The organism is Halorussus sp. MSC15.2 (genome assembly GCF_010747475.1).
Classification (GTDB): Archaea; Halobacteriota; Halobacteria; order Halobacteriales; family Haladaptataceae; genus Halorussus.
Genome location: NZ_VSLZ01000009.1, coordinates 17091 through 38384 on the forward strand (window position 1 = coordinate 17091; position 21294 = coordinate 38384).

Sequence of the window (21294 nt, forward strand, 5' to 3'; positions counted from 1 at the left end):
ATTGGCCTAATTCTATCGTCGATTAATCGAGAGAAACAGTAGTAGAAACTACGTACGAGAGCAGCGCTACATGAAGTCGGCGATGCTGCCCTGCTTGTTCTTGTCGTTCTCGAAGATGCTCTCCAGTTTCGTGTCCAGCAGTTCGAGTCGCTGCTTGGTGTACTCCCGGCAGTCGTACGTCTCGGCCACCTGAATCGCGGTCTCCATGTACTTGTTCACCGACCCCTCGTGGACGGTGAGGTTGACCTTCCCGCCGCACTTGCGGCAGTCGCCCGTGAGCGGCATTCGGCGGTACTTCTCGCCGCAGTCGAGACACCGGGTCTCCTGTCGAGAGAACGCCCGGAGGTTGCCGATGAGGTCGGGAAGGAAGTGGTACTCGATGACGCGCTCGGCCACGTCGGTCTCGTCCACCGACCGGAGCTTTCGGGCCAGTTCCAACTGCGCGTTCATCTTGTCCATCATCGACCCGAGCGTCTTGTACGCCGAGAGGTCCGGCCCGAGCGCGATGTCTGAGGTGTCGTGGCTGTGGTGGAAGTCGGTGTACTCGCGGTCGGTGCCCAGATTCTCCTCGGCGATGGTCATCACGTCCTCGACCTCGCCGGGGTCGGCCATCTCGCGGGTCGCCTCGTAGAACTCGCGGGGGTACTCCCGCACGATGTCCATGTTGTGGGCCTCGTCGTCGATTTCGGAGGGGTCGATGCGCGAGGACATCACGAGGGGCGCGTCCATCTGGCCCCCACGCTTGTCGGGTAAAAATTCTTTACTGAAGTTAAGAAGCCCGTCCATGAGAAGCATAACACAGTCCTCGTCACCGTCACAATTCCGTCGTTTCGCGGCGTGGAAGTACGGATGTGCGTATCCGACGGCCGCGGACGTGAAGCCGACGATGCGGCCCACGACCGCCGCGGAGGTGTGGGGTGCCATCCCGAAGACGAGTTCGCCGACGAGTTCGTCCCGTTCGTCCATCTCGTAGAACGGGTCGAGACCGTAGTACTGTTCCAGCAGGTCGTCCACGAAGTCGGCGGTCTTGAGCAGGTGTTCGGCCGCGCCGTCCGAGAGGACGATGTCCTGCACCTTCAGTTCGACCAGTTGGTCGTCGTGGCGGAGCGGGTCGCCGTAGATGTCCTCCTCGTAGCCCAGCGACCGGAAGTGGTCGGCCGACACGTCGAGTTCCGAGGGCCGCACGCTCGTCACGGGGAGGTCGGTCATGTCGTAGCGGACCGTCCCGTCCTTGAACGCCGAGACGCCGTGCTTCGCCCTGAGGATGCCCTTCTCGATGGGTTCGGGCGTCTTGTACGACGACGACAGCCCTTTGACGCCTTTGAGCGTGTCGAAGGCGTTCTCGCGCTCGCCCACAGATTCGAGCGCCGACCGGAACTCGTCGTTGATGTCGATGGTTCGGCGCTCGACCGGCGTGGCTTCCACCTCGCAGCGGTCACAGACCGCGCGTCCGGACTCGTCGAGTTCGACCACCGACCCGCAGGAGGGGCACTCGAAGTGCGCGAAGGTGTTGCCCCCGCACTCCGGACACTTGGCCTTGAACGTGTGCTCGCCGCAGTCCTCGCACTCCCGGCGGCCGACCTGCGCCTCTACCAGACCGGGCGTACTCTCCATGTCCGGCGCGTGCTTGGCGGCGGCGGCCACGTCGCGCTGACTGCCGCCCGCCTCGCCGATGGGGAACAGCGTGTGGACCGCGGGCGAGAGTTCCCGACTCTCGGACTTCTCCGGGCGACCCATCCGGTTGCCGACGCGCGTGGGCGCGCGCTCTCGAACTTCGAAGGGCGCGACCTCGTTGACCGCCCGAACAGCGTTGTCGCCGTCCTCGTCCTCGCCCCAGTTCCGGGCCTCCGGCGAGAGGTCGTCCCACGTCTTTTCGAGACCGTCGTCGATTCCGAGCGACCGGGCGAGCGGTCGCCACTCGGGGATTCGGATGGTCTCCTCGTCTTGCTCGTGGGGAACGAGGATGCATTCGAGCGCGGTGCGAACCGCTTCCTCGGTGAACTCGATGACCAAGTCGCCGTCGCCGCCTTCACCGTCCACGATGTCTCCCGCCGCGACCGTCTCGGCGAGGGCCTCGAACTGCTCGACGGTGGCGTCGTGCCAGAGGTACGTGTACTTCGGATGGAGCGGACAGTCGTACTCGGTCGCCCACTCCAGCGCCTCGTCGGGACTCGGGGCCGAGAGGTCGACGCTGGGCGAGTCGCGCAGCGCCTGCACGTCCGCACCGGCGGCTTCGAAGTCCTGCACCCACCACTCGAAGGTGTAGGAGGCGGGCGCGAGGGGATGGTTGTTCTCCACGAACTCGCCGTAGTTGACCAGATACTCACCGAGGTCCAGAATCTTCTCGACGCCGTTCCGGAGTTCCAGCGCCTCGTCTGGGTCGTCGATGCGTCGCACGTCGCCGTTCGCGAGGCGGACGGTCGGCCCTTCGATGGAGTCCACGGGGACCACGCCCGCGGCCTTGCCCGGACGCTCGGTCTTTATCTGGGTCCCGGTTGCGAGGAAGTCGTCCACGAGGTGCATCGTCGCGGGGTGGACGCCCGCCGTGGCGAAGCCGTGATTCCGCGCCCGACCGTAGCGCAGGCGGAAACCCCCGGACTCGCTGGGGTGCCCGAAGACGGGGCGGCCGGCGATGAGGTCCCGGAGGAACTTCTTGGCGGGTTCGACTCGCGGCGGGCCGTCGACACCTTCGACCGCCTCGTCGGAGTCCTCCTCGGCCGCGGCGTCTTCCGCTTCGGCGGCCTCGTCTTCGTCGTCTTCCCCGTCGGCGTCGTCCTCGCCGATGGTTCCGTCGATGAGGTCCTGTAGCCACGGCCAGTCGATTTCGTCCAGATTGCGGGTATACCGCTGAATCTTGGGGGCTTTGAGCGCGATACCCTCCGCGAGGACGAGACACATGCCGCCGCGGGCGTTGTTGGTATCGACCCGTTCGAGGTCCCGGAAGCCCGAGACCTCCTCGTCGCCGGTCGATTCCCCGTCGAGCATGATGGGGATGTGTTCGGCGATGAACTTCGTCTCCTTGTCCTTGGGCGAGTACTGGAGTCCGGTCTCCTTGTCGTAGAGGGTTATCTCCTCGGCGTAGCGCTCGACCTCCTCGTCGCGGGCCTCGTACTCGGCCATCCCGACGAGCGCCCGGGTGTAGTCGGCCACGAGGACCGAGAGGGCCTGCGCGGTCCCACCGGCCGACCGAATCGGTCCGGCGTAGTAGACGTTGACGAACTCGGTGCCGTCGTCGTTCTCCAGCACCTCGACGCGGTCGATGCCCTCGATAGGGGCGGCGACCACGCCCTCGGTGAGGAGGGCGACTGCGGTCCGAACTGCACCTTCGACCTTCCCGGCCTTGCTCTCGTAGTCGCCGACTCGCCCCTCCGCGAAGTCCTCGGCGAGTTCGAGGGCGGCCTCCTCGCGGGACATCTCGCCTTCCAGTTCACGGACGCGTTCGGCCACGCCGTCGATACCGAGGATGTTCTCGACCCTGTCGGCCATGTCCTTCGCGACCGGAATCTCGACTTCGGGCTTGGGGTCGCCGCTGTTCTCGCGGGCGTCGCGGGCCACCTCGAAGGCGTCGTCTAAGTCGTCTTCGAGGTCCTCGAAGTAGTCCTCGTCCTCCTCGCGCATCTATAGCCAGAGGTCGAGGTCGGTGGGTTCGTCGCGTTCGCGCTCCAACTCGTCCTCGAAGGTCCGCATGTAGAGTTCGCCGGCGAAGACGGTGGCCGAGTCGAGATGGCCCGCGAGCGTCTGGCCGCTCTTTCGCGAGAGGACGGCGTGGGTGTGAGCGAATCGGTCGCCGTCCAACCACGAGACGTTACCGACGCAGGAGGCGACTTCGAGCGGTTCGTCGAACGTCACCTCTCGGTACTGGAGTTCCGACTGGTCGTAGTACCAGATGGTGGCGTCCTGCACCGCTCCCATCGCGACGAACCACGCCGCGTCCACGCCTTCGTCGGCGGCGAGAGACTCTATCTCCTCGCGCCAGTCCTCGCCGTGGCCGAGTCTCGCTACGAACTCGCGGTCCCCTGAGACCTCCCGGTAGTTCATGTTCCGTGGAACGTGGACCGTCGGGAAAAAGGTTCAGTATTAGCTCGTTACCCGAGTTGCGCGGAACCGTGACGCAGAGAAAAACGCCGTTTAGGCGGCGCTACTTCCAGTCTTGGAGGGTGACGCTTCCGGATACGGGGACCGAAAGCCACGCGTCGTCGGCCGTCGTATCTGCGATGATGAGTCGCTCCGTGCGACCATCATCGTCTAGCGAGGCCATAACCTCGCGCTGTGCGACCGACTGCGCCGGAGTGGCCGTGTTCGGGGCCATATATGATACATGGTATCATGGGTTGATAAACGCTCCGAAACTGTAGACGGGTGGTCGAAATCGAAGTACTCAAATAGTGAGAATAGGTACCATGCCCCGATAGTAACAGCGGACCGTCACGAGTGCGTAACTGGAGCCGAGAGTCGAGACAGACCACATCTCGCCCGAGATTAGACGTAAAACCAAAAGAACAACAGAAATACCTCTAGAGAAAAGCGATACAGGCGTTAAGGCGGTCTTTCTCTAAGTAACAAACGGTAAGTTTATCCGGTCTGGTTGACAACGGACCGTTGGATGACAGATACTGACAACGTTAGCCGTCGTCGCTTCCTGCAAGCGACCGGCGGTGCGGCATCGGCCGTCGCGCTGGCTGGCTGTACCGGTTCCAACGACGATGGCGGTAAAGAGACGACGACGAACGGGACGACCACGGGCGGAGACGTGGACAAGCCGGGCGACGATGCCAACGTGCTTCGTCTGATTAACTCGACGATGACCACGCTGGACCCGGTCAAATCGACCGACAGCGCCTCCGGGACGGTTATCCAGCAGGTCTTCGACGGCCTGATGAACTACCCGAACGGCCAAATCGACGTCAAAGGCCAACTCGCGAAGGGTCACGAGGTCTCCGACGACTACAAGACGTACACGTTCAAGCTCAAGGAAGGCGCCAAGTTCCACGACGGAACCGAAGTCACCGCCGACGACTTCGTCTACTCGTTCGAGCGTCTCGCGGCCTCGGACAACTCTCGACGGGCCTACTTCATCCTCGACTCTATCGGTGTCACACACGAGACCGACAGTGACGGGAACTACAAGCCCGGTACGATGGGCGTCAGCGCCGAGGGAGACTACACCCTCAAGCTGGAACTCTCTCAGCCGTTCCACGCCACGCTGGAGATGCTGGCGTACACGTCGTTCGCCGCCGTGCCGAAAGGCATCGTGGGCGACATCGACGGCTACGACGGGAAGATGAGCCACAAGAAGTTCGCGACCAAGAACCCCGTCGGTGCCGGTCCGTTCTCGTTCGACAACTGGGAGAGCAACACCGAGGCCAAGGTCTCGAAGTTCGAGGATTACCACGGTAGTACGGCCGACGTGGACGGTATCCACTGGAACATCATGTCGGACTCCGAGGCGATGTACACCTACGGAACCGTCAACCAGAACGCCGACATGATACACGGCGACCAGTTGCCGACTAGCCACTACAACGCGGACAAAGTCTCGGTCAAGAAGACCGACGACCAAGGCCGCAAAGTCGGTACCTACGGGAAGACGACGAGCGGTGCGACGATGAAGTACACCGGCGTCTCGACCATCAACGAGTTCTACATCGGGTTCAACGCCGACGCGGTCCCGAAGCCGGTTCGTAAGGCCGCCGCCTACGCCCTGAACCAGAAGGAAGCGGTGGAGAAGGTGTTCAAGGGCCGCGGTCAGGAGTCCTACCACTTCACCCCGCCGTCCATCTACCCCGGCGGACCGGACGCCTACAACAAGCACGCCAAGGAGAACTACCCGTACGGCTACAACGAGACGCAACTGAAGAAGGCCAAGAAGGTCATGGAAGACGCCGGCTACGGCCCGGACAACAAGGCCAGTTTCACCTTCACGGTCTACCAGTCGTCGAGTACGTGGCCCGAACTGGGCAAACTGCTGCGTGACAAACTCGCCAGCGCCCACATCGACATGAGCATCCAGAAGACGCCCTTCTCGACGCTGACCAAGCGCGGTCGGCAGGGCAACCTCGAAGCGTACTCGCTCGGGTGGATTATGGACTACCCGGCCCCGGACAACTTCCTCGAACTGCTCTACCCGCCGCGGACCGACACGTCGAAGGACGCTCCGCTCTCGTACTTCAACTGGTCGGGGACCAGCGCCTCGAAGAAGGCCAAGCAGGCGTGGGAGAAGGTCCAGAACAACCCCAAGCCGACCGAGTCTGCCAAGAAGAAGCGCAACGAGGCCTACGTCGCCATGGAGGAGGCCAACTGGCAGGACGTCGTCCTCCTACCCGCGTACCACGAGATTAGCGAGCGCTTCACGTACGACTGGGTCGACGTGCCCCGCTTCGGTGCGGCCGACTTCAGTCGTCAGATGTACAACAACGTCAAACTCAGCAGTCGCAAGTAACGAGACGCCGTTTTTCTTTTTTGTGCGCGCCGCGCCGAAGGCATATCCCGCGCGGGATATACCGATGTTCGAGGGCTTATCCGTCCGTCTACGGGGTGGTACACGAAAGCGCAAGACATAATGAGAGGTCCCCCAAATTTATCACCCATGTGCGCGGTCCAGTTTGGGTACGAACAATTCGAACGAGGTAGTCACAGCCGCGGCGGTGGTTCGCCGTGAGCCGGTGGCAATACTTCGCAAAACGGGTTCTGCTTTCGGTTCCTGTGTTACTGTTCGGTGCTTCCATCACGTTTCTCGTGATTCGCGCCGGACCACTCGACCCAGTATCGGCGATTCTGGGACCACAGGGGGACCCGCAGGCATACAACGCGATTAAACAACAACTCGGGCTGAATCAGCCGCTCTGGCAGCAGTACATCGATTACATGGTGAACCTGTTCACCTTCGACTTGGGCGAGTCGTGGGTGCTGCAACCTGACACCAGCGTCTACTCGCTGGTGGCCAGTTACGCGCCTCGGACGCTCTGGCTCGGGTTCTGGTCGGTCCTCATCGCCGTGTTCATCGGCATCCCGCTGGGCTTCTACGCGGGACTGAACCCGAACACGTTCAGCGACTACGTGGCGTCGTTCGGCGGTATCGTCTGGCGCGCCATGCCGAACTTCTGGCTGGCGGTCATCCTGATGAGCGTCCTCTCGCAGTCCGAGCAGTTCCTGTTCGGGTTCGACTGGGAGACGTGGCTCTCCCCGACGAACGTCACGGGACCGCCGCCGCTGGGCAACCTCACGTCGGTCGCAGGGTTCACGGCGGCGCTGAAGAAGATAGCGCCGGCCGCCATCGTTCTCGGTTCGGCGTCGATGGGCAACGAGATGCGCATCGGGCGGACCGCCGTGCTGGAGACGGTGAACTCCAACTTCATCGAGACCGCGAAGGCGAAGGGCGTCCCGCCGCGCTCGCTCGTCTGGAAGCACATCTTCCGGAACGCGCTCATCCCGCTCGTTCCCATCATCACGGGCGAGGCGTTCATCCTCATCGGCGGGTCGGTACTGGTCGAGACGGTGTTCGACATCAGCGGTATCGGCTACCTGTTCTTCCAGGCGGTCAAGAACGGCGACATGCCGTTGGTCGGGTCGCTGATGTTCATCTTCATCCTGTTGGTGGTCCTGCTCAACATCGTCCAAGACTTCCTGTACACGATAATCGACCCGCGAGTCGGCTACGACGGAGGTGCCTGATATGAGCGCAGAGAGAGACCAAGACGACGTTTCGATTGCGGCACGTATCAAGGAGAACCCGGGTCCCGCAGTGGGGTGGATGGTCGGCGCACTGCTCCTGTTCGCCCTCGAAGCCGGGGCAGTCGTCCACTTCGTGACCAGCCTGCTGGGTAACCCGGTCGAGCTACCGACGCTGCTCTCGCGGGAACTCATCCCGAACAACGGCTACGTGACGCCGAAGGGCGTGTGGAAGGACACGTTCCTCGGTCTGCCCGCGGCCTACGCGTGGGCACTCCGGGTCGTCCTCATCTACGCCTACGCGTTCCTGTGGATGGTGTGGCTCTGGCGAGGGTATCTCGTCTTCCGCGAGAACTACCGGTACGCCGACTGGACGCCGCGCGACGACATGATGGACCGACTCCGCGGCCACCGCTGGGGACAGTTCGGCGCGGTAATCGTGTTCGCGTTCGTCGTGATGGCGATGTTCGCGCCGGCGCTCGGACCGACCACCGTCGAGCGAACCATCTCGAATCCGTACTCGCACTACATCGAGTACTACAACGACGACGGCGAACTCGAAAACATCACCGTCGGGTCGGCCAACCTCGGGTCGCGCTCGCAGGGGACGCCCGACCGGAACGTCGGACCGATGGAGTACGACGACTACGGGCGGTGGCACCCCTTCGGGACGTTACCGACGGGGAAAGACATGTTCACCTTCATGGCGGCCGGGGCGAGGATATCGCTGTTCATCGGTCTCACGTCCATCCTCGTCAGCGGGTTCATCGCCGTCGCGTTCGCGCTGGTGACCGCCTACTACAAGGGGCTGGTAGACCTCTTGGTGGTCATCTTAGGTGACTCCATAATGTCGTTACCCAGCCTCTTGTTCGTGATGCTGTTATCAGTGGTCCTCGGGGACACGTGGTTGGCCAACATCTACAGCGGCGGCTTCCTCCTCGCGGTCATCTTCGCGGGGACCGGGTGGCCGTTCCTGTGGCGGTCGGTCCGTGGGCCGGCGATGCAAATCGCCGAACAGGAGTGGATAGACGCCGCGAAGAGCTTCGGCCAGCGACCGAGCGTGACGATGCGCAAGCACATGGCACCGTACATCCTCGGCTACCTGCTGGTGTACGCCTCGATGCGCCTCGGCGGCATCATCATCGCCGTCGCGGGCCTCTCGTTCCTCGGACTGGGCGTCAGTCCGCCCACGCCCGAGTGGGGCCGCGCGGTCAACATCGGTCAGTCGTACGTCACCACGTCGTCGTGGCACATCTCGTTCATCCCCGGCGTGCTCATCGTGCTGGTCGTGACCGCGTTCAACGCGCTTGGTGACGGCATCCGCGACGCTATCGACCCGCAGAGCGAGAGCGGCGAAGGCGAAGGTGCTGAAGTCGCCGCGGCCGGTGGAGGTGGTGCCTGATGGCACAGCGAGAGACCACCGAACTCCACGGCGAGGAGGACCCCCTACTGTCCGTACAGAACCTCCAGACCGCCTTCTTCACGGATAAGGAGACGATTCGCGCCGTGGACGGCGTGAGCTTCGACATCCGGCGGGGCGAGACCGTCGGCATCGTCGGCGAGTCCGGGTCGGGCAAGAGCGTCACCGCCCGGTCGATTATGGGACTCGTGGACTCGCCCGGTCGCGTGCTGGAGGGGAGTCGCATCGACTTCCGGGGCGAGGACCTCACGCAGAAGAGCGAACGCGAGTACCGGAGCCTCCGCGGGAGCGACATCGCGATGGTGTTTCAGGACCCGCTAACCTCGCTCAACCCCGTCTACACGGTCGGCAACCAAATCAAGGAGTCGCTGCGACTCCATCAGGACATGCGAGGTGCGGCGGCCACCGAAGAGGCCATCAACCTGCTCGAAGCGGTCGGCATTCCGGACGCCTCGCGGCGGGTCAAAGAGTACCCCCACGAGTTCTCCGGCGGGATGCGCCAGCGTGCCGTCATCGCCATGGCGCTCGCCTGCGACCCGGAACTGCTCATCTGCGACGAGCCGACGACCGCGCTCGACGTGACGATTCAGGCCCAGATTCTCGAACTCCTGCAGGACCTGCAGGAGGAGCGGGACCTCGCCATCATGTTCATCACCCACGACATGGGCGTCATCGCCGAGATTTCGGACCGCGTGAACGTGATGTACGCGGGCGAAATCGTCGAGAGCGCGCCGGTCGAGGAACTGTTCGAGAACCCGCGACACCCCTACACGCAGGGGCTTCTCAAGTCGATTCCGGGCAATCAGCCCGGTGCCGAGCGGCTCGAGACCATCGAGGGCGACGTGCCCACGCCGAACGAACCCGCGGGTTACTGCCGGTTCGAACCGCGATGTCCGAAGGCGTTCGAGGACTGCACGCAGGTCCACCCGGCGTCGGTTGAGGTCGATTCCGAAACCGACGACCACACTGCGGCGTGTCTGCTGTATCCTGAGGACGTCTCGCAGGAGGAGGCCGTCGAGTTACACGAGCAGCGTGAGAGCCAGCGGGAGGTGAGCCAGCGATGAGCGAACAAGTTCAACAGGAGTCCGTCAGCGTCGCCACGGGCGAGACGCTCGTGGAGATAAACGACCTGAAGACGTACTACGACGAGGGAGGCATCATCGAATCGAACCCGGTGAAAGCAGTGGACGGCGTCGATTTCGAGATTAAGCGCGGCGAGACGTTGGGTCTAGTCGGTGAGTCCGGGTGTGGAAAGACGACGCTCGGCCGGACGCTCATCCAACTCGAAGACGCGACCGACGGCGAGGTGCTGTTCGACGGCACCGACGTGACCGAACTGTCGGGGTCGGACCTGAAAGACTGGCGGCGCAACAGCCAGATGGTGTTTCAGGACCCCGAGTCCAGCCTCAACGACCGGATGACCGTCGGCGAAATCATCCGCGAACCGCTGGACGTTCACGACTGGAACACGGCTCAAGAGCGCCGCGAGCGCGTGCGCGAACTCCTCGACGTCGTGGGGCTACAACCCGAACACTACTACCGCTACCCTCACCAGTTCTCGGGCGGGCAGCGCCAGCGTATCGGCATCGCCCGCGCGCTGGCGCTCGAACCCGAGTTCGTCGTGCTCGACGAACCGGTGTCGGCGCTGGACGTGTCGGTGCAGGCCCAGATTCTCAACCTGCTGGAGGACCTGCAGGACGAGTTCGGCCTGACGTACCTGTTCATCGCTCACGACCTGAGCGTCGTCCGCCACATCTGTGACCGGGTGGCCGTGATGTACCTCGGTAACATCATGGAACTCGGCGACACCGGGGAACTGTTCGAGAACCCGAAGAACCCCTACACCCACTCGCTGCTGTCGGCGATTCCGGAACCCGACCCGACGTCAGACAAGGAGCGCATCACGCTGCGGGGGACGCCGCCGAGTCCGCGCGACCCCCCGAAGGGATGTCCGTTCACGACGCGGTGTCCGATGAAGATTCGGCCCGACAAGTATCAGGACATGGACGCCGACACGTGGGTCGCCATCGAGGTGTTCCGCGAGGTGCTTCGGGAACGCTCCCGGGCGGACAAGTCGCTGACAGAGCAGGCCAAGGAGTTGCTCGGAATGGAGACGCGGTTCTCCGACATCGGCGAAATCAAACGCGAACTGTTCGGCGACATCGACCTCGCGAGCGAGGTCGAACGCTACATCGACGAGGCGGCCAGTTACGTCGAGGACAACGAGGAGGGCGAGGCGCGGCGACTCCTCCGCGAAGAGTTCGGGAGCATCTGTGACACCGAGAAGCCCGACGACTACGTGGTCAGCGACAGCGGGCGAGTCAGCCACTGTCACCGCCACAAGTCGGAGTACGCGGAACCGGACGACTTCGTGCCGTACACCGAACGGTAGATGTCGCCCACGCCCTCGGAGACGTCCGCCACGTCGTCGGCCGCCCGGCGCGCGCGTCAGGTCGTCGATGCGCTCGTCTACGCGCTCGCGGTCGCCGGAGTGGTGTTCGTCGTCGGTGCGCTACTCGGACTCGCAGTCGGCGGCGGTCTCGTGACCGCGAAGTACGTGATGTTCGTCGTCGGCCTCCTCGCGTTCGGGTACGCCACGTTCCAGATGCGGCCGGACCCGCCGTGGGACACCGAGCAGACCGACGACGGCAAGGTCAAGGTGACGAGAAACGACCCGTCGGGCACCGTCCTCGGCGGCCGAGACGAGACCAAGTTTCAGGCGGCGGTCCAGCGGATTCCGCCGCTCCCGTGGTACTCGCTCCCGCCGGACGAGCGGTTCCCGGTCCCGTTCAAGATGTTCCTCGCCAGTCTGGCGACGCTCGCGTGGTCGTTCGTGATGGAGACGGTGTTCGGCGTCGCGGCGTGACTGTCGGCGCGGGTCGCAGAGATTGGGAGGAGAGACCGACGGTTTTCAGACTCGCGCTCGTCGAAGAGTCGCGGTTCCTGCCGGAACGCGCTCGGTTGGCACCCAAACAACAGGTTTTACCATAAGAAGACCGTCAGACGTACACATGCCAAAGACTGGGGACGGGGACGACGAACCCGACTACGCCGAGCAGATTGCTGCGAGCGCAGACGTTCACAAGGGCGCGTGGCAGCGCACCATCGAGGACATGAAGGCGATGGCAGCGGAGTTAGAGGAAGACGGCTGGGACGTCGTCACCATCGGGTCGGGTCACACCGCGCCCACGAACCCCGACGCGGGCGAGACCGACCGCTGGGGCTTCGTCCACGTCGTTCCCGACAACAAGGCCGAACCGTTCACCGAGGCGGTCGAGACGGGAGATTTCCCGCAGTACCGCGTGTTCCGCAACGAGATGCAGGGGCGCATCTTCATGGTGACTCAACTGCTCGACCCCGACTCGGAGACGGCCATCCTCATCGCGGGCAACTTCGAGGTCCGGCACGCGCCCGGACTGGTCAAGACCGCGCTGAAGGAAGACGAGATGTACACCCACGTCCAGAAACTCGACCAGACTCACCTCGGGTCGTTCCGCCACGAGGACGTGGAGAAGTTCTTCCCGGACCCCCACAAGTACACGGGCTACGACGTGCCGTTCGACGGGGTGCTGGACGACGAAGCGGCCGAATCGGAGTAAGTCGGTCGCGTCGGCGGAAGAGAGCAGTATCGGTTCGGCCATCTCACAGCGCTTTTTGTCAGTCAACTTGACTTTTCTCTATGGACGAAACGCCGATTACGATTCACGACTACGACCCGGAGTGGCCGGAGACGTTCGAGGCGGAACGACGCCGAATTGGGTCGTTGCTCGCGGAGTACACGGCCCGCATCGAACACATCGGAAGTACGGCAGTGCCGGGACTCGGCGCGAAACCGGTTATCGACGTTCTGGCCGTCGTGACCGACCTTCCGGGGGTCTGGGGGAACCTCGACAAACTCAGTGTAGGCTTCGGGTACGAACTGAGCCACATCCCCGCCGACTGGCTGTTCGTGCAACGAACCGACGATTCGGGTCAGCAATACAACCTCCACCTCGTCCGCGAATCGAACGACCAGTGGAAGGACGACCTGCTGTTCCGGGAGTATCTGCGGACTTACCCGGTCGTGCGTGACGAGTACGAGACCGTAAAGCGAGATGCGGCCGAATCTCACCCGAACGACATCACCGCATACAACGCGGCGAAGGACGATTTCTGTCAGTCCGTACTTTCGCGGGCCAGAGCTGACGACGCTATCGCGGTGCCTGACGGTTGAAGTTTCCGCTTCGAGAGGTTCCGCCACGTGAGCGCGGTACCGAACGGAACCGGATTTCCGAGTTACCGACGAGTCGGACAGTTCGTCAGAACTAGCGACAGGTTCGAGCAAAGCGAGACCGTACGATGGGCCGCACTCGCACGCGCCGGAGACGCAAATCAGCGGGCGCGTCCGATACATTTTCGCCGAGACCTTCGAAAACGGGGAGATTCGAACGGAGAGCGAGCGTTCGGTTCGTAGACTACAAGACGCCCCGACACGTATCGCGCGAACATGAAAGTCGGCGAAGCCATGACGCCCCGCTCGGAGGTCGTTACCGTCGAGCTTCCGGGCACCCGCGACGACGTGCTAGAATATCTCCAAGAGCGGTCGTTCTCGTCCGTTCCCGTGGTCAAGACCACCGACGGAGTCGAGGAGTTCCGCGGACTCATCTCGCGCGACGACCTCATCGAGAACCCCGACGAGGACCAACTCGCCATGCTGATGCGCGACGTTCCGACCACCACGCAGGACACTACCCTCGAAGCGGTGGCGGGTCTGATGATAGACGAGGGCGCGCGCCGCGTCCCCGTCGTGGACGGCGAACTGGAAGGCATCGTCACGGTCACCGACGTGGTACGGGCCATCGCCGACGGAGACGCCGACGGCGACGAGACGGTCGGCGACATCGCTTCGCGCGACGTGAACACCACCTACGTCGAGGTCCCCCTGACGGTCGCCGAACGCGAACTCTACTACGCAAATCTCCCCTACGCCGTCGTCCTCGACGAGGAAGGCGAGATGGACGGCGTGCTGACCGAGGTTGACATCATCGAAGTCGCCCGCGTGGTCGAGGGCGAGGACGACACCGGCGACTCGCTGGCCGACGAGGACGACGACTGGAAGTGGGAGTCCATCAAGGCGGTCGGGAAGCGCTACCTCCCGACCCGAAACGTCGAGATTCCGGCCGCGCCGGTCCGCGAGTTCATGACCGACGACGTGGTGACGGTCTCGGGCGAGAAGACCGCCAAACAGGCGGCCCAGACGATGCTCACCAACGACATCGAGCAGATTCCGCTGGTCAGAGGCGACGAACTCACGGGCATCGTTCGGGACGTGAACCTCGTGGAGGCGATACGATGACTCGAAACGACCTCGTGGAACTCGCCAAGCGCCGCGGGTACTTCTTCCAATCGGCGGGCGCGTACGGCGGCGTCTCCGGGTTCTACACCTATGGTCCGCAGGGCGCGACGCTCAAGCAGAACGTCGAGAACTCGTGGCGCGAGCGCTTCCAAGTTCGGGAGGGTCACCGCGAAATCGACGCCCCGACCGTGATGCCCGAACCCGTCTTCGAGGCGTCGGGCCACCTCGACACCTTCGACGACATGCTGGTGGAGTGCCCCGAGTGCGGCGAGAGCCACCGTGCAGACCACCTCATCGAGGACAACACGGACATCGAGGAGGCCGAGAGCATCGCCATCTCGGAGGTGGAGGACCTCATCGCCGAACACGACCTGCAGTGTCCGAACTGCGGTACCGAACTCGGCGGCGTTCCGGTCGAGGACTTCAACCTGATGTTCGAGACCAACATCGGTCCCGGTAGCTCCTCGCCGGGCTACCTCCGTCCCGAGACCGCACAGGGCATCTTCGTGGAGTTCCCGCAACTCGCCGAGTACGCCCGCAACCAGCTTCCGTTCGGCATCACGCAGATTGGCAAGGCCTACCGCAACGAGATTAGCCCCCGGAAGTCCATCGTCCGCGTCCGGGAGTTCACGCAGGCCGAACTGGAGCACTTCATCGACCCGACCGAGGACGAACCGCAACTCGACCGCGTGGCGGACGTGGAACTCAAGCTCTACCCGGCCGAGGAGCAGGAGAAGGAGGACGGCGAGTACGTCTACAAGACCGTGGAGGAGGCCGTCGAAGAGGGTCTCGTCCACGAGTGGGTCGCCTACTATCTGGGCGTCGGCAAGCAGTGGTACGAGTCCATCGGCGTGGACATGGACCGCTTCCGGTTCCGCCAGCACCTCTCGGGCGAACTGGCCCACTACGCGGCCGACTGCTGGGACGCCGAGAGCGAGGTGGACGGGGACTGGATAGAGATAACGGGCTTCGCCTACCGGAGCGACTACGACCTGAGCAAGCACGACGAGTACTCCGACGACGACTTCACCGTCTTCAAGCAGTACGACGAACCGAAGGTGGTCGAACGGGCGACCGTGGACCCCGACATGAGCTACCTCGGTCCGGAGTTCGGCGGGGCGGCGGGCGACGTGGCCGCCGAACTCGAACTGCTGGCCGAGCGCGACCGCGCCGCCTTCGACGGCGAGACGGTCGCGGTCGAAGTCGAGGGCGACGAACACGAGATTCCGGTCGAGAAGACCGGGTTCGCCGTCGAGGAGGTCAAGGAGACCGGCGAACACATCATGCCCCACGTCGTGGAACCCTCCATCGGTATCGACCGCGTCATCTACACCGTCCTCGACCACGCCTACGAGGAGGACGAAATCGAGGGCGAGACGCGGAGCTACCTCGCGCTCGAACCCGACGTCGCGCCCACCTTCGTCGGGGTCTTCCCGCTCGTCGATAAGGAAGGCATGGACGACCGCGCCCGCGAAATCGCGGACGACCTCCGGGCCGAGGGCTTCGACGTGACCTACGACGACTCGGGGAGTATCGGCCGACGCTACCGCCGACAGGACGAGGTGGGGACGCCGTTCTGTATCACGGTGGACGACGAGACGGCCGACACCGTGACCCTGCGGGAGCGCGACTCGACCGAGCAGGTCCGGGTCGATACAGACGACCTGCCCGACTTGCTCGCGGACCTCCGCGAGGGCGAGACCACCTTCGCGGAACTGGACGCGACCGCACCAGAACAGTAACCGTGTCGCTCCACAGCGAGGTCAAGCGCCGACTCGTCCACGTCTCCGGGACGGGGTTTCCGGCGCTCTACCTGCTCGACCTCGCGTCCTACGACCAGTTGCGACTCCTGCTCGTCGCGAGTTCGGTCGGCGCGCTGATTCTGGAGGTGGTTCGACTGTTCGTCGGTCTCGACTGGCGTATCTTCGACGAACTCACCCGCGAGTACGAACAGGAGAATCTGGCCGGCTACGCGCTCTACATGTTCGGAATGACCGCGGCGACGTTGGCGTTCAGTCCCCGAGTGGCGATTCCCGCCATGCTGATGCTCACCATCGCCGACCCCATCAGCGGACTGGCCGGGTCGGGCGAGTTGGGGGTGAAGGCGACCCACACTCTCCTACTCACGTTCGGAGTCTGTCTGCTCATCACCAGTCTGTCGGGGCTTCCGCTGGTGACCGCCGCGCTGGGCGCGCTGGCCGCGACGCTGGCCGACGGGATGAAACCCATCGTCGCGGGCTACGTCATCGACGACAACCTCACGATTCCTGTCGGGTCGGCGGTCGTGATGTACGTCGCACTACGGTATCTGCCGACGGTCTCGGTCTGAGACCGCTTGCCGGGACGACCGGTCGCACACGGCCGAACCCCATTTCCGGACGAGTATCGGTAGAGTTCGGTATGGACGAGGAGCGGGAAGAGGAGGTGACCGGACCGAGCGTGAGTTCCGACCGACCCGAACCCCGAGAGAAGCTGTCCCAGATACACGAACTGGTCTTCCTGACCGGAAACCGACTGTTACTGGCGGCCGTTCTCCTCGGTTCGTTTCTACTCGTCGTCCTCGCCATCGAACTGCGTACCAGCGCGACCAGTCAGCAACTGGTACCGCTGTTCTACATGTCGAGCGCCATCGTCGGCGGGAACTTCACCCTGCTCACAATCGTCATCTCCATCAATCAGCTCGTAATCTCTCGACAGTTGGCTGCGCCCGGCGAGTTGCGAGAGCAAATCGAGAACACGACCGGCTACCGCGAGGCATCGGCCGAACTGGTCGAGGACCGGGTTCTGCCGCCGACCCCGGCGATGTTCCTCGACGTGCTTCTCGGCGGCGTGCAGGACTCCGTGCGCGAACTGGACGGGTATCGGTCGGAGGTCGTCAGCAACGCCGCCGCCGACGCCATCGACGAGGTTCTCGAACCGCTCGACGAGCAGATTGGTCGAGCGAAACTGGAACTCGAAGCGGAGGACACGACCACCTTCGAGGCGCTGGTCGTCAGCTTGAACACTAACTACTCCGACGACATCTACCACATTCAGCGCTTGAAGACGACGTACGAGGGCGAATTCACGTCGGACATCGACGACTGCCTCGACGAGCTAGTGGCCGGTCTCAAACAGATAGACGTGGCGCGGCAGTACCTGAAGACGGTCTACATTCAGGAGGAACTCTCCCGTGTGTCCCGCAACCTCATGTACATCGGCGTCCCCGTAGTCCTCGTCGCGCTAGCGCTGATGGTGCTGTTCGTCAGTACGCGACAATCGGCGCTCACTCCGAGGCTACTGTCCATCGTCGCCCCGGTGTTCGCGACAGTCGGCGCGACCCCCCTAGCAGTGCTGTTCGCGTACGTCCTGCGTCTCTCGGTCGTCTCCGAGCGCACGGCGGCCATCACGCCGTTCACGACGCCGACGCAGGAAGCGACGCCGTTCGGGGCGATAACCGAGGAGACCGAGGAGTGACGGATTTCACTTTCACCCCGATAGCCGAACCCTTTAATCGGAGCACGACGAACCTGCCTACGAATGGCGACGACCGGGGACCAGCAGTACGTGGACCACGAACTCCTCGTTCCGGAGTTCATCGAGCGCCGGATGTACCAGTTGCAACTCGCGGGGTCGGCGAAGGACCGCCACACGCTGGTCTGCCTGCCGACCGGACTGGGAAAGACGACGGTGAGTCTGCTGGTCACGGCCGAGCGACTGTCGAGCGTGGGCGGGAAGTCGCTGCTGCTCGCGCCGACCAAACCGCTCGTCCAGCAGCACGCCGACTTCTACCGGGAGGCCCTCCAGATTCCCGACGACGATATCGTGGTGTTCACCGGGGAGGTCCGACCGACGAGCGCACGGAACTCTGGCAGAGCGCGCAGGTGGTCATCGCGACCCCGCAGGTCGTGGAGAACGACCTCGTCGGAAGCCGAATCGACCTGCGCGACGTGACCCACGTCACCTTCGACGAGTGTCACCGCGCGACCGGCGACTACGCCTACAACTACATCGCCGAGCGCTACCATCAGGACGCCGAGAAGCCGCTCGTGACGGGGATGAGCGCCTCGCCCGGCGGCGACGAGGAGGAGATACTGGAGGTCTGCGAGAACCTCGGCATCGAGAACGTGGAGGTGATGACCGAGGAGGACTCCGACGTGGACGACTACACCCACGACACCGAGGTGGAGTGGGAGCGCGTCGAACTGCCCGACGAGGTGCTGGAGATTCGGGACGCGCTCAACGACGTCGTGGAGGACCGACTGGAGAAACTGAAGGAACTCGGCATCACCCGCAAGACGAGCGCCGACCTCTCGGAGACCGACATCAAGAAGATGCGGGCCGAACTCCAGCAACTCATCGACAACGACCAGTCGGAGGGGTACAAGGGGATGTCGGCGCTCGCCGAGATTCGAAAGCTGCGGACCGCGGTGACTTACGTCGAGACCCAGAGCGTCGAGGCGCTCCGGCGGTACTTCGAGCGCCAGCGCAACGCCGCCAAGTCCTCGGGCGCGTCGAAGGCGAGCCAGCGGTTCGTCTCCGAACCCAAAGTGCAGGAGGCGATGCGGAGAGCCGAGGAGTACGACGGTCTCCACCCGAAATACTCCCGTGCCCGGATGCGAATCGCCGAGACGCTCGGCATCGAGAACGGCGAGCGCGTCATCGTGTTCACGGAGTCCCGCGACACCGCGGAGGCCCTGACCGAGTTCTTGGGCGAGCACTTCGACACCCAGCGGTTCGTCGGGCAGGGCGACAAGGAGGGCAGCGATGGAATGACCCAGAACGAACAGCAGGAGGTGCTGGACCGGTTCAAGGCCAACGAGTTCGAGGTGCTGGTCTCGACGTCGGTCGCCGAGGAGGGTCTGGACGTGCCCGAGGTTGACCTCGTGATGTTCTACGAACCGGTCCCCACCGCGATTCGGTCCATCCAGCGCAAGGGCCGGACCGGACGACAGGCCGAGGGCCGGGTCGCGGTCCTGCTCGCCGAGGACACCCGCGACGAGGCCTACTTCTGGATTTCCAAGCGCCGCGAGGACGAGATGGAAGACGAACTCCGGAAACTGAAGGGAGTCGCCGACGAGGTCGAGGAGGAACTGGACGACTCCCAGCGCCAACTCGCCGACTTCGATAGCGGCGGGTCGGGCAGCGAGGACGGGGACTCCCAGACCGACGTGGAACCCGGTTTGCAGGCGTTCGATGCGAGCGACGACGGAGACGACGAGGCAGAGGACGGCGGAGCGAAGGACGACGCGGAGACCGCAGGCTCCGACCGCGACGATTCCGAAGAAACCGCGGACGCGGAAGAAGTTGCAGACGAAACGGAGGGCGTCGTGGCCACCGCCGAACCCGACGACGAGACGGTCGAAATCGTCGCCGACCAGCGCGAACTCGACTCCACCATCGCACGCGACCTCTCGACCCGAGAGGGAATCGAGACGCGCCTCGAAACGCTCTCGGTCGGCGACTACGTGCTGAGCGACCGCGTGGTGGTCGAGCGCAAGTCGGTCACCGACTTCCTCGACACCCTGACCGGCGGCGACCGGTCGATGTTCGAGCAGTTGGGCGACGCGACGCGCCACTACGCCCGCCCGGTTCTGATTCTGGAGGGCGAGGGTCTCTACGAGGAGCGGAACGTCCACCCCAACGCGGTCCGCGGGGCGTTGGCGTCGTTGGCGGTCGATTTCGGCACGAGCGTTCTCCGGACGACCGGGGAGGACGACACCGCCGACCTGCTGGAAGTCATCGCCACCCGCGAACAGGACAAGGACGACCGCGAAGTGTCGGTCCACGGCGAGAAGGCGAGCAAGACGCTGGCCGAACAGCAGGAGTACGTCGTCTCCTCCATCGCCGACATCGGTCCCGTGACCGCCCGGTCGCTCTTGGAGGAGTTCAAGACCGTGGAAGCGGTCATGACTGCTCGGGAGGACGATTTACTGGACGTTCAAGGCGTCGGTGAAGTGACCGCCGAACGCATCCGCGAAGTCGTCGGCAGTGAATACGACCGGTAGTGGTACCACTCGGTCGTAAACAATCACGAACGATGCGGTGAAATCCGCCGCTACCTCCTCGCGTTTCGAGCGTTCCGATGTGAGAAACCGTAGCTTACTCCCGGGAGAAACGGTGTAATACCGCGTTTTCTGGTAAAACTCGACAGAACAGCCACGGCGACTTAAGCCAGCTAAGAATGTTTGTTCGGGTACCGAGTAAATGAAATACGAACAGCCTTCCACCGAGGACACGATGGGGAGTGCAGGTTCGCTCTACGGAGAGCCGGAAAGTGACGAAAAGTGCAGCGATGAGCGTGCTCTCTACGGTGAACCGTGCCACGAGGTCAGTTCCGACGACGACCTCAAGCGGCTGTACGGCGAACCGCAGCACGAGATTCGCGACGAACCCCGCGACTTTCCGGACGTGGAACTCCTCTTCGTGCGACTGCAGGTCGAGTCCGCCGCCGGACCGACCGTGCTACCGCCCCGCTCAGAATCCTCGACTGCGAGCGCTACGGAACGATAGTTACCGGCACCGCTTCTTCTTGGACGACTGTGTGCGCGGCGCTTCCGAGTATGGCCCTGTCGATAGTGCTACCGCCGTGATGACCCATCACGACGTGGTCGTAACTGCGCTCGTCCACCAGTTCGAGGATGTCTTTGCCGACCCGCTCGGCCGGTCGGAACGACAGGTCCACGTCGGTCGATACCTCCGGTTCGTCGGTTACGCCTGCTTCGTCGAGGCGTTCGCGCGCACGGTCGAGGATGTCGTCGGTCGCGTCCGTCTCGACGTCGGTGATGTGGACGACGTGTAGCGAGGCCTCGAATCGGCGGGCGAACTCGATGGCGAAGTCGAGGGCGCGGAAACTACACTCCGAACCGTCGATGGGAACGAGGATGTCCAT

General features: G+C 63.7%; 18 protein-coding genes. 15 read left to right on the plus strand and 3 right to left on the minus strand.

Features of this window, described 5'->3' with window-relative positions; translation table 11 throughout:
• Positions 1-66: 66 nt before the first annotated feature.
• On the minus strand, positions 67-3618 hold the full coding sequence (locus FXF75_RS20820; RefSeq protein ID WP_163523994.1) for a DNA polymerase II large subunit: 3552 nt from the start codon (positions 3616-3618) through the stop codon (positions 67-69).
• Entirely contained in the window at positions 3619-4038 is a 420-nt protein-coding gene (locus FXF75_RS20825) for a PPC domain-containing DNA-binding protein (protein WP_163523995.1), read from the minus strand.
• Between the two features lie 565 nt (positions 4039-4603).
• On the opposite strand from FXF75_RS20825, the gene FXF75_RS20830 reads away from it, so the two are divergent.
• The 15 genes from FXF75_RS20830 (at position 4604) to FXF75_RS22250 (ending at position 20915) form a co-directional block, all read left to right on the plus strand.
• Positions 4604-6439, plus strand: coding sequence for an ABC transporter substrate-binding protein (locus tag FXF75_RS20830; protein WP_163523996.1), 1836 nt, complete (start codon positions 4604-4606; stop codon positions 6437-6439).
• 215 nt (positions 6440-6654) lie between these two features.
• Complete coding sequence (locus FXF75_RS20835; RefSeq protein ID WP_163523997.1) at positions 6655-7671, plus strand: ABC transporter permease; 1017 nt, start codon at positions 6655-6657, stop codon at positions 7669-7671.
• Position 7672: 1 nt separating this feature from the next.
• On the plus strand, positions 7673-9070 hold the full coding sequence (locus FXF75_RS20840) for an ABC transporter permease (RefSeq protein ID WP_163523998.1): 1398 nt from the start codon (positions 7673-7675) through the stop codon (positions 9068-9070).
• Entirely contained in the window at positions 9070-10152 is a 1083-nt protein-coding gene (locus FXF75_RS20845) for an ABC transporter ATP-binding protein (protein ID WP_163523999.1), read from the plus strand. The genes FXF75_RS20840 and FXF75_RS20845 overlap by 1 nt, the downstream gene beginning before the upstream one ends.
• Positions 10149-11480 carry an ABC transporter ATP-binding protein gene (locus FXF75_RS20850; RefSeq protein ID WP_163524000.1) on the plus strand — a complete coding sequence of 444 codons (1332 nt, stop codon included), beginning with the start codon at positions 10149-10151 and terminating at the stop codon, positions 11478-11480. Before FXF75_RS20845 ends, FXF75_RS20850 begins: the two co-directional genes overlap by 4 nt.
• Complete coding sequence (locus FXF75_RS20855; RefSeq protein WP_163524001.1) at positions 11481-11954, plus strand: hypothetical protein; 474 nt, start codon at positions 11481-11483, stop codon at positions 11952-11954.
• 145 nt (positions 11955-12099) lie between these two features.
• Positions 12100-12687 carry a hypothetical protein gene (locus FXF75_RS20860; protein WP_163524002.1) on the plus strand — a complete coding sequence of 196 codons (588 nt, stop codon included), beginning with the start codon at positions 12100-12102 and terminating at the stop codon, positions 12685-12687.
• Positions 12688-12767: 80 nt separating this feature from the next.
• The gene (locus FXF75_RS20865; protein WP_163524003.1) at positions 12768-13301 is read left to right on the plus strand and encodes a GrpB family protein; all 534 of its coding nucleotides are present in this window, start codon (positions 12768-12770) and stop codon (positions 13299-13301) included.
• A gap of 273 nt (positions 13302-13574) precedes the next feature.
• Positions 13575-14423, plus strand: a complete 849-nt coding sequence (locus FXF75_RS20870; protein ID WP_163524004.1) for a CBS domain-containing protein — start codon at positions 13575-13577, stop codon at positions 14421-14423.
• Positions 14420-16165, plus strand: a complete 1746-nt coding sequence (glyS, locus tag FXF75_RS20875) for a glycine--tRNA ligase (RefSeq protein WP_163524005.1) — start codon at positions 14420-14422, stop codon at positions 16163-16165. Before FXF75_RS20870 ends, glyS begins: the two co-directional genes overlap by 4 nt.
• A 2-nt stretch (positions 16166-16167) precedes the next feature.
• Positions 16168-16752, plus strand: coding sequence for a dolichol kinase (locus tag FXF75_RS20880; RefSeq protein ID WP_163524006.1), 585 nt, complete (start codon positions 16168-16170; stop codon positions 16750-16752).
• A 71-nt stretch (positions 16753-16823) separates the two neighbouring features.
• Entirely contained in the window at positions 16824-17879 is a 1056-nt protein-coding gene (locus tag FXF75_RS20885) for a hypothetical protein (RefSeq protein ID WP_163524007.1), read from the plus strand.
• Between the two features lie 63 nt (positions 17880-17942).
• Positions 17943-18356, plus strand: a complete 414-nt coding sequence (locus FXF75_RS23580) for a DEAD/DEAH box helicase (protein ID WP_375335559.1) — start codon at positions 17943-17945, stop codon at positions 18354-18356.
• On the plus strand, positions 18287-20410 hold the full coding sequence (locus tag FXF75_RS20890; protein WP_375335560.1) for a DEAD/DEAH box helicase: 2124 nt from the start codon (positions 18287-18289) through the stop codon (positions 20408-20410). The genes FXF75_RS23580 and FXF75_RS20890 overlap by 70 nt, the downstream gene beginning before the upstream one ends.
• A gap of 199 nt (positions 20411-20609) precedes the next feature.
• On the plus strand, positions 20610-20915 hold the full coding sequence (locus FXF75_RS22250) for a hypothetical protein (RefSeq protein WP_205427958.1): 306 nt from the start codon (positions 20610-20612) through the stop codon (positions 20913-20915).
• Here FXF75_RS22250 and FXF75_RS20900 read toward each other — a convergent pair.
• Positions 20902-21294: a universal stress protein gene (locus tag FXF75_RS20900; protein ID WP_163524008.1), complete on the minus strand. Its 393-nt coding sequence runs from the start codon at positions 21292-21294 to the stop codon at positions 20902-20904. The genes FXF75_RS22250 and FXF75_RS20900 overlap by 14 nt on opposite strands.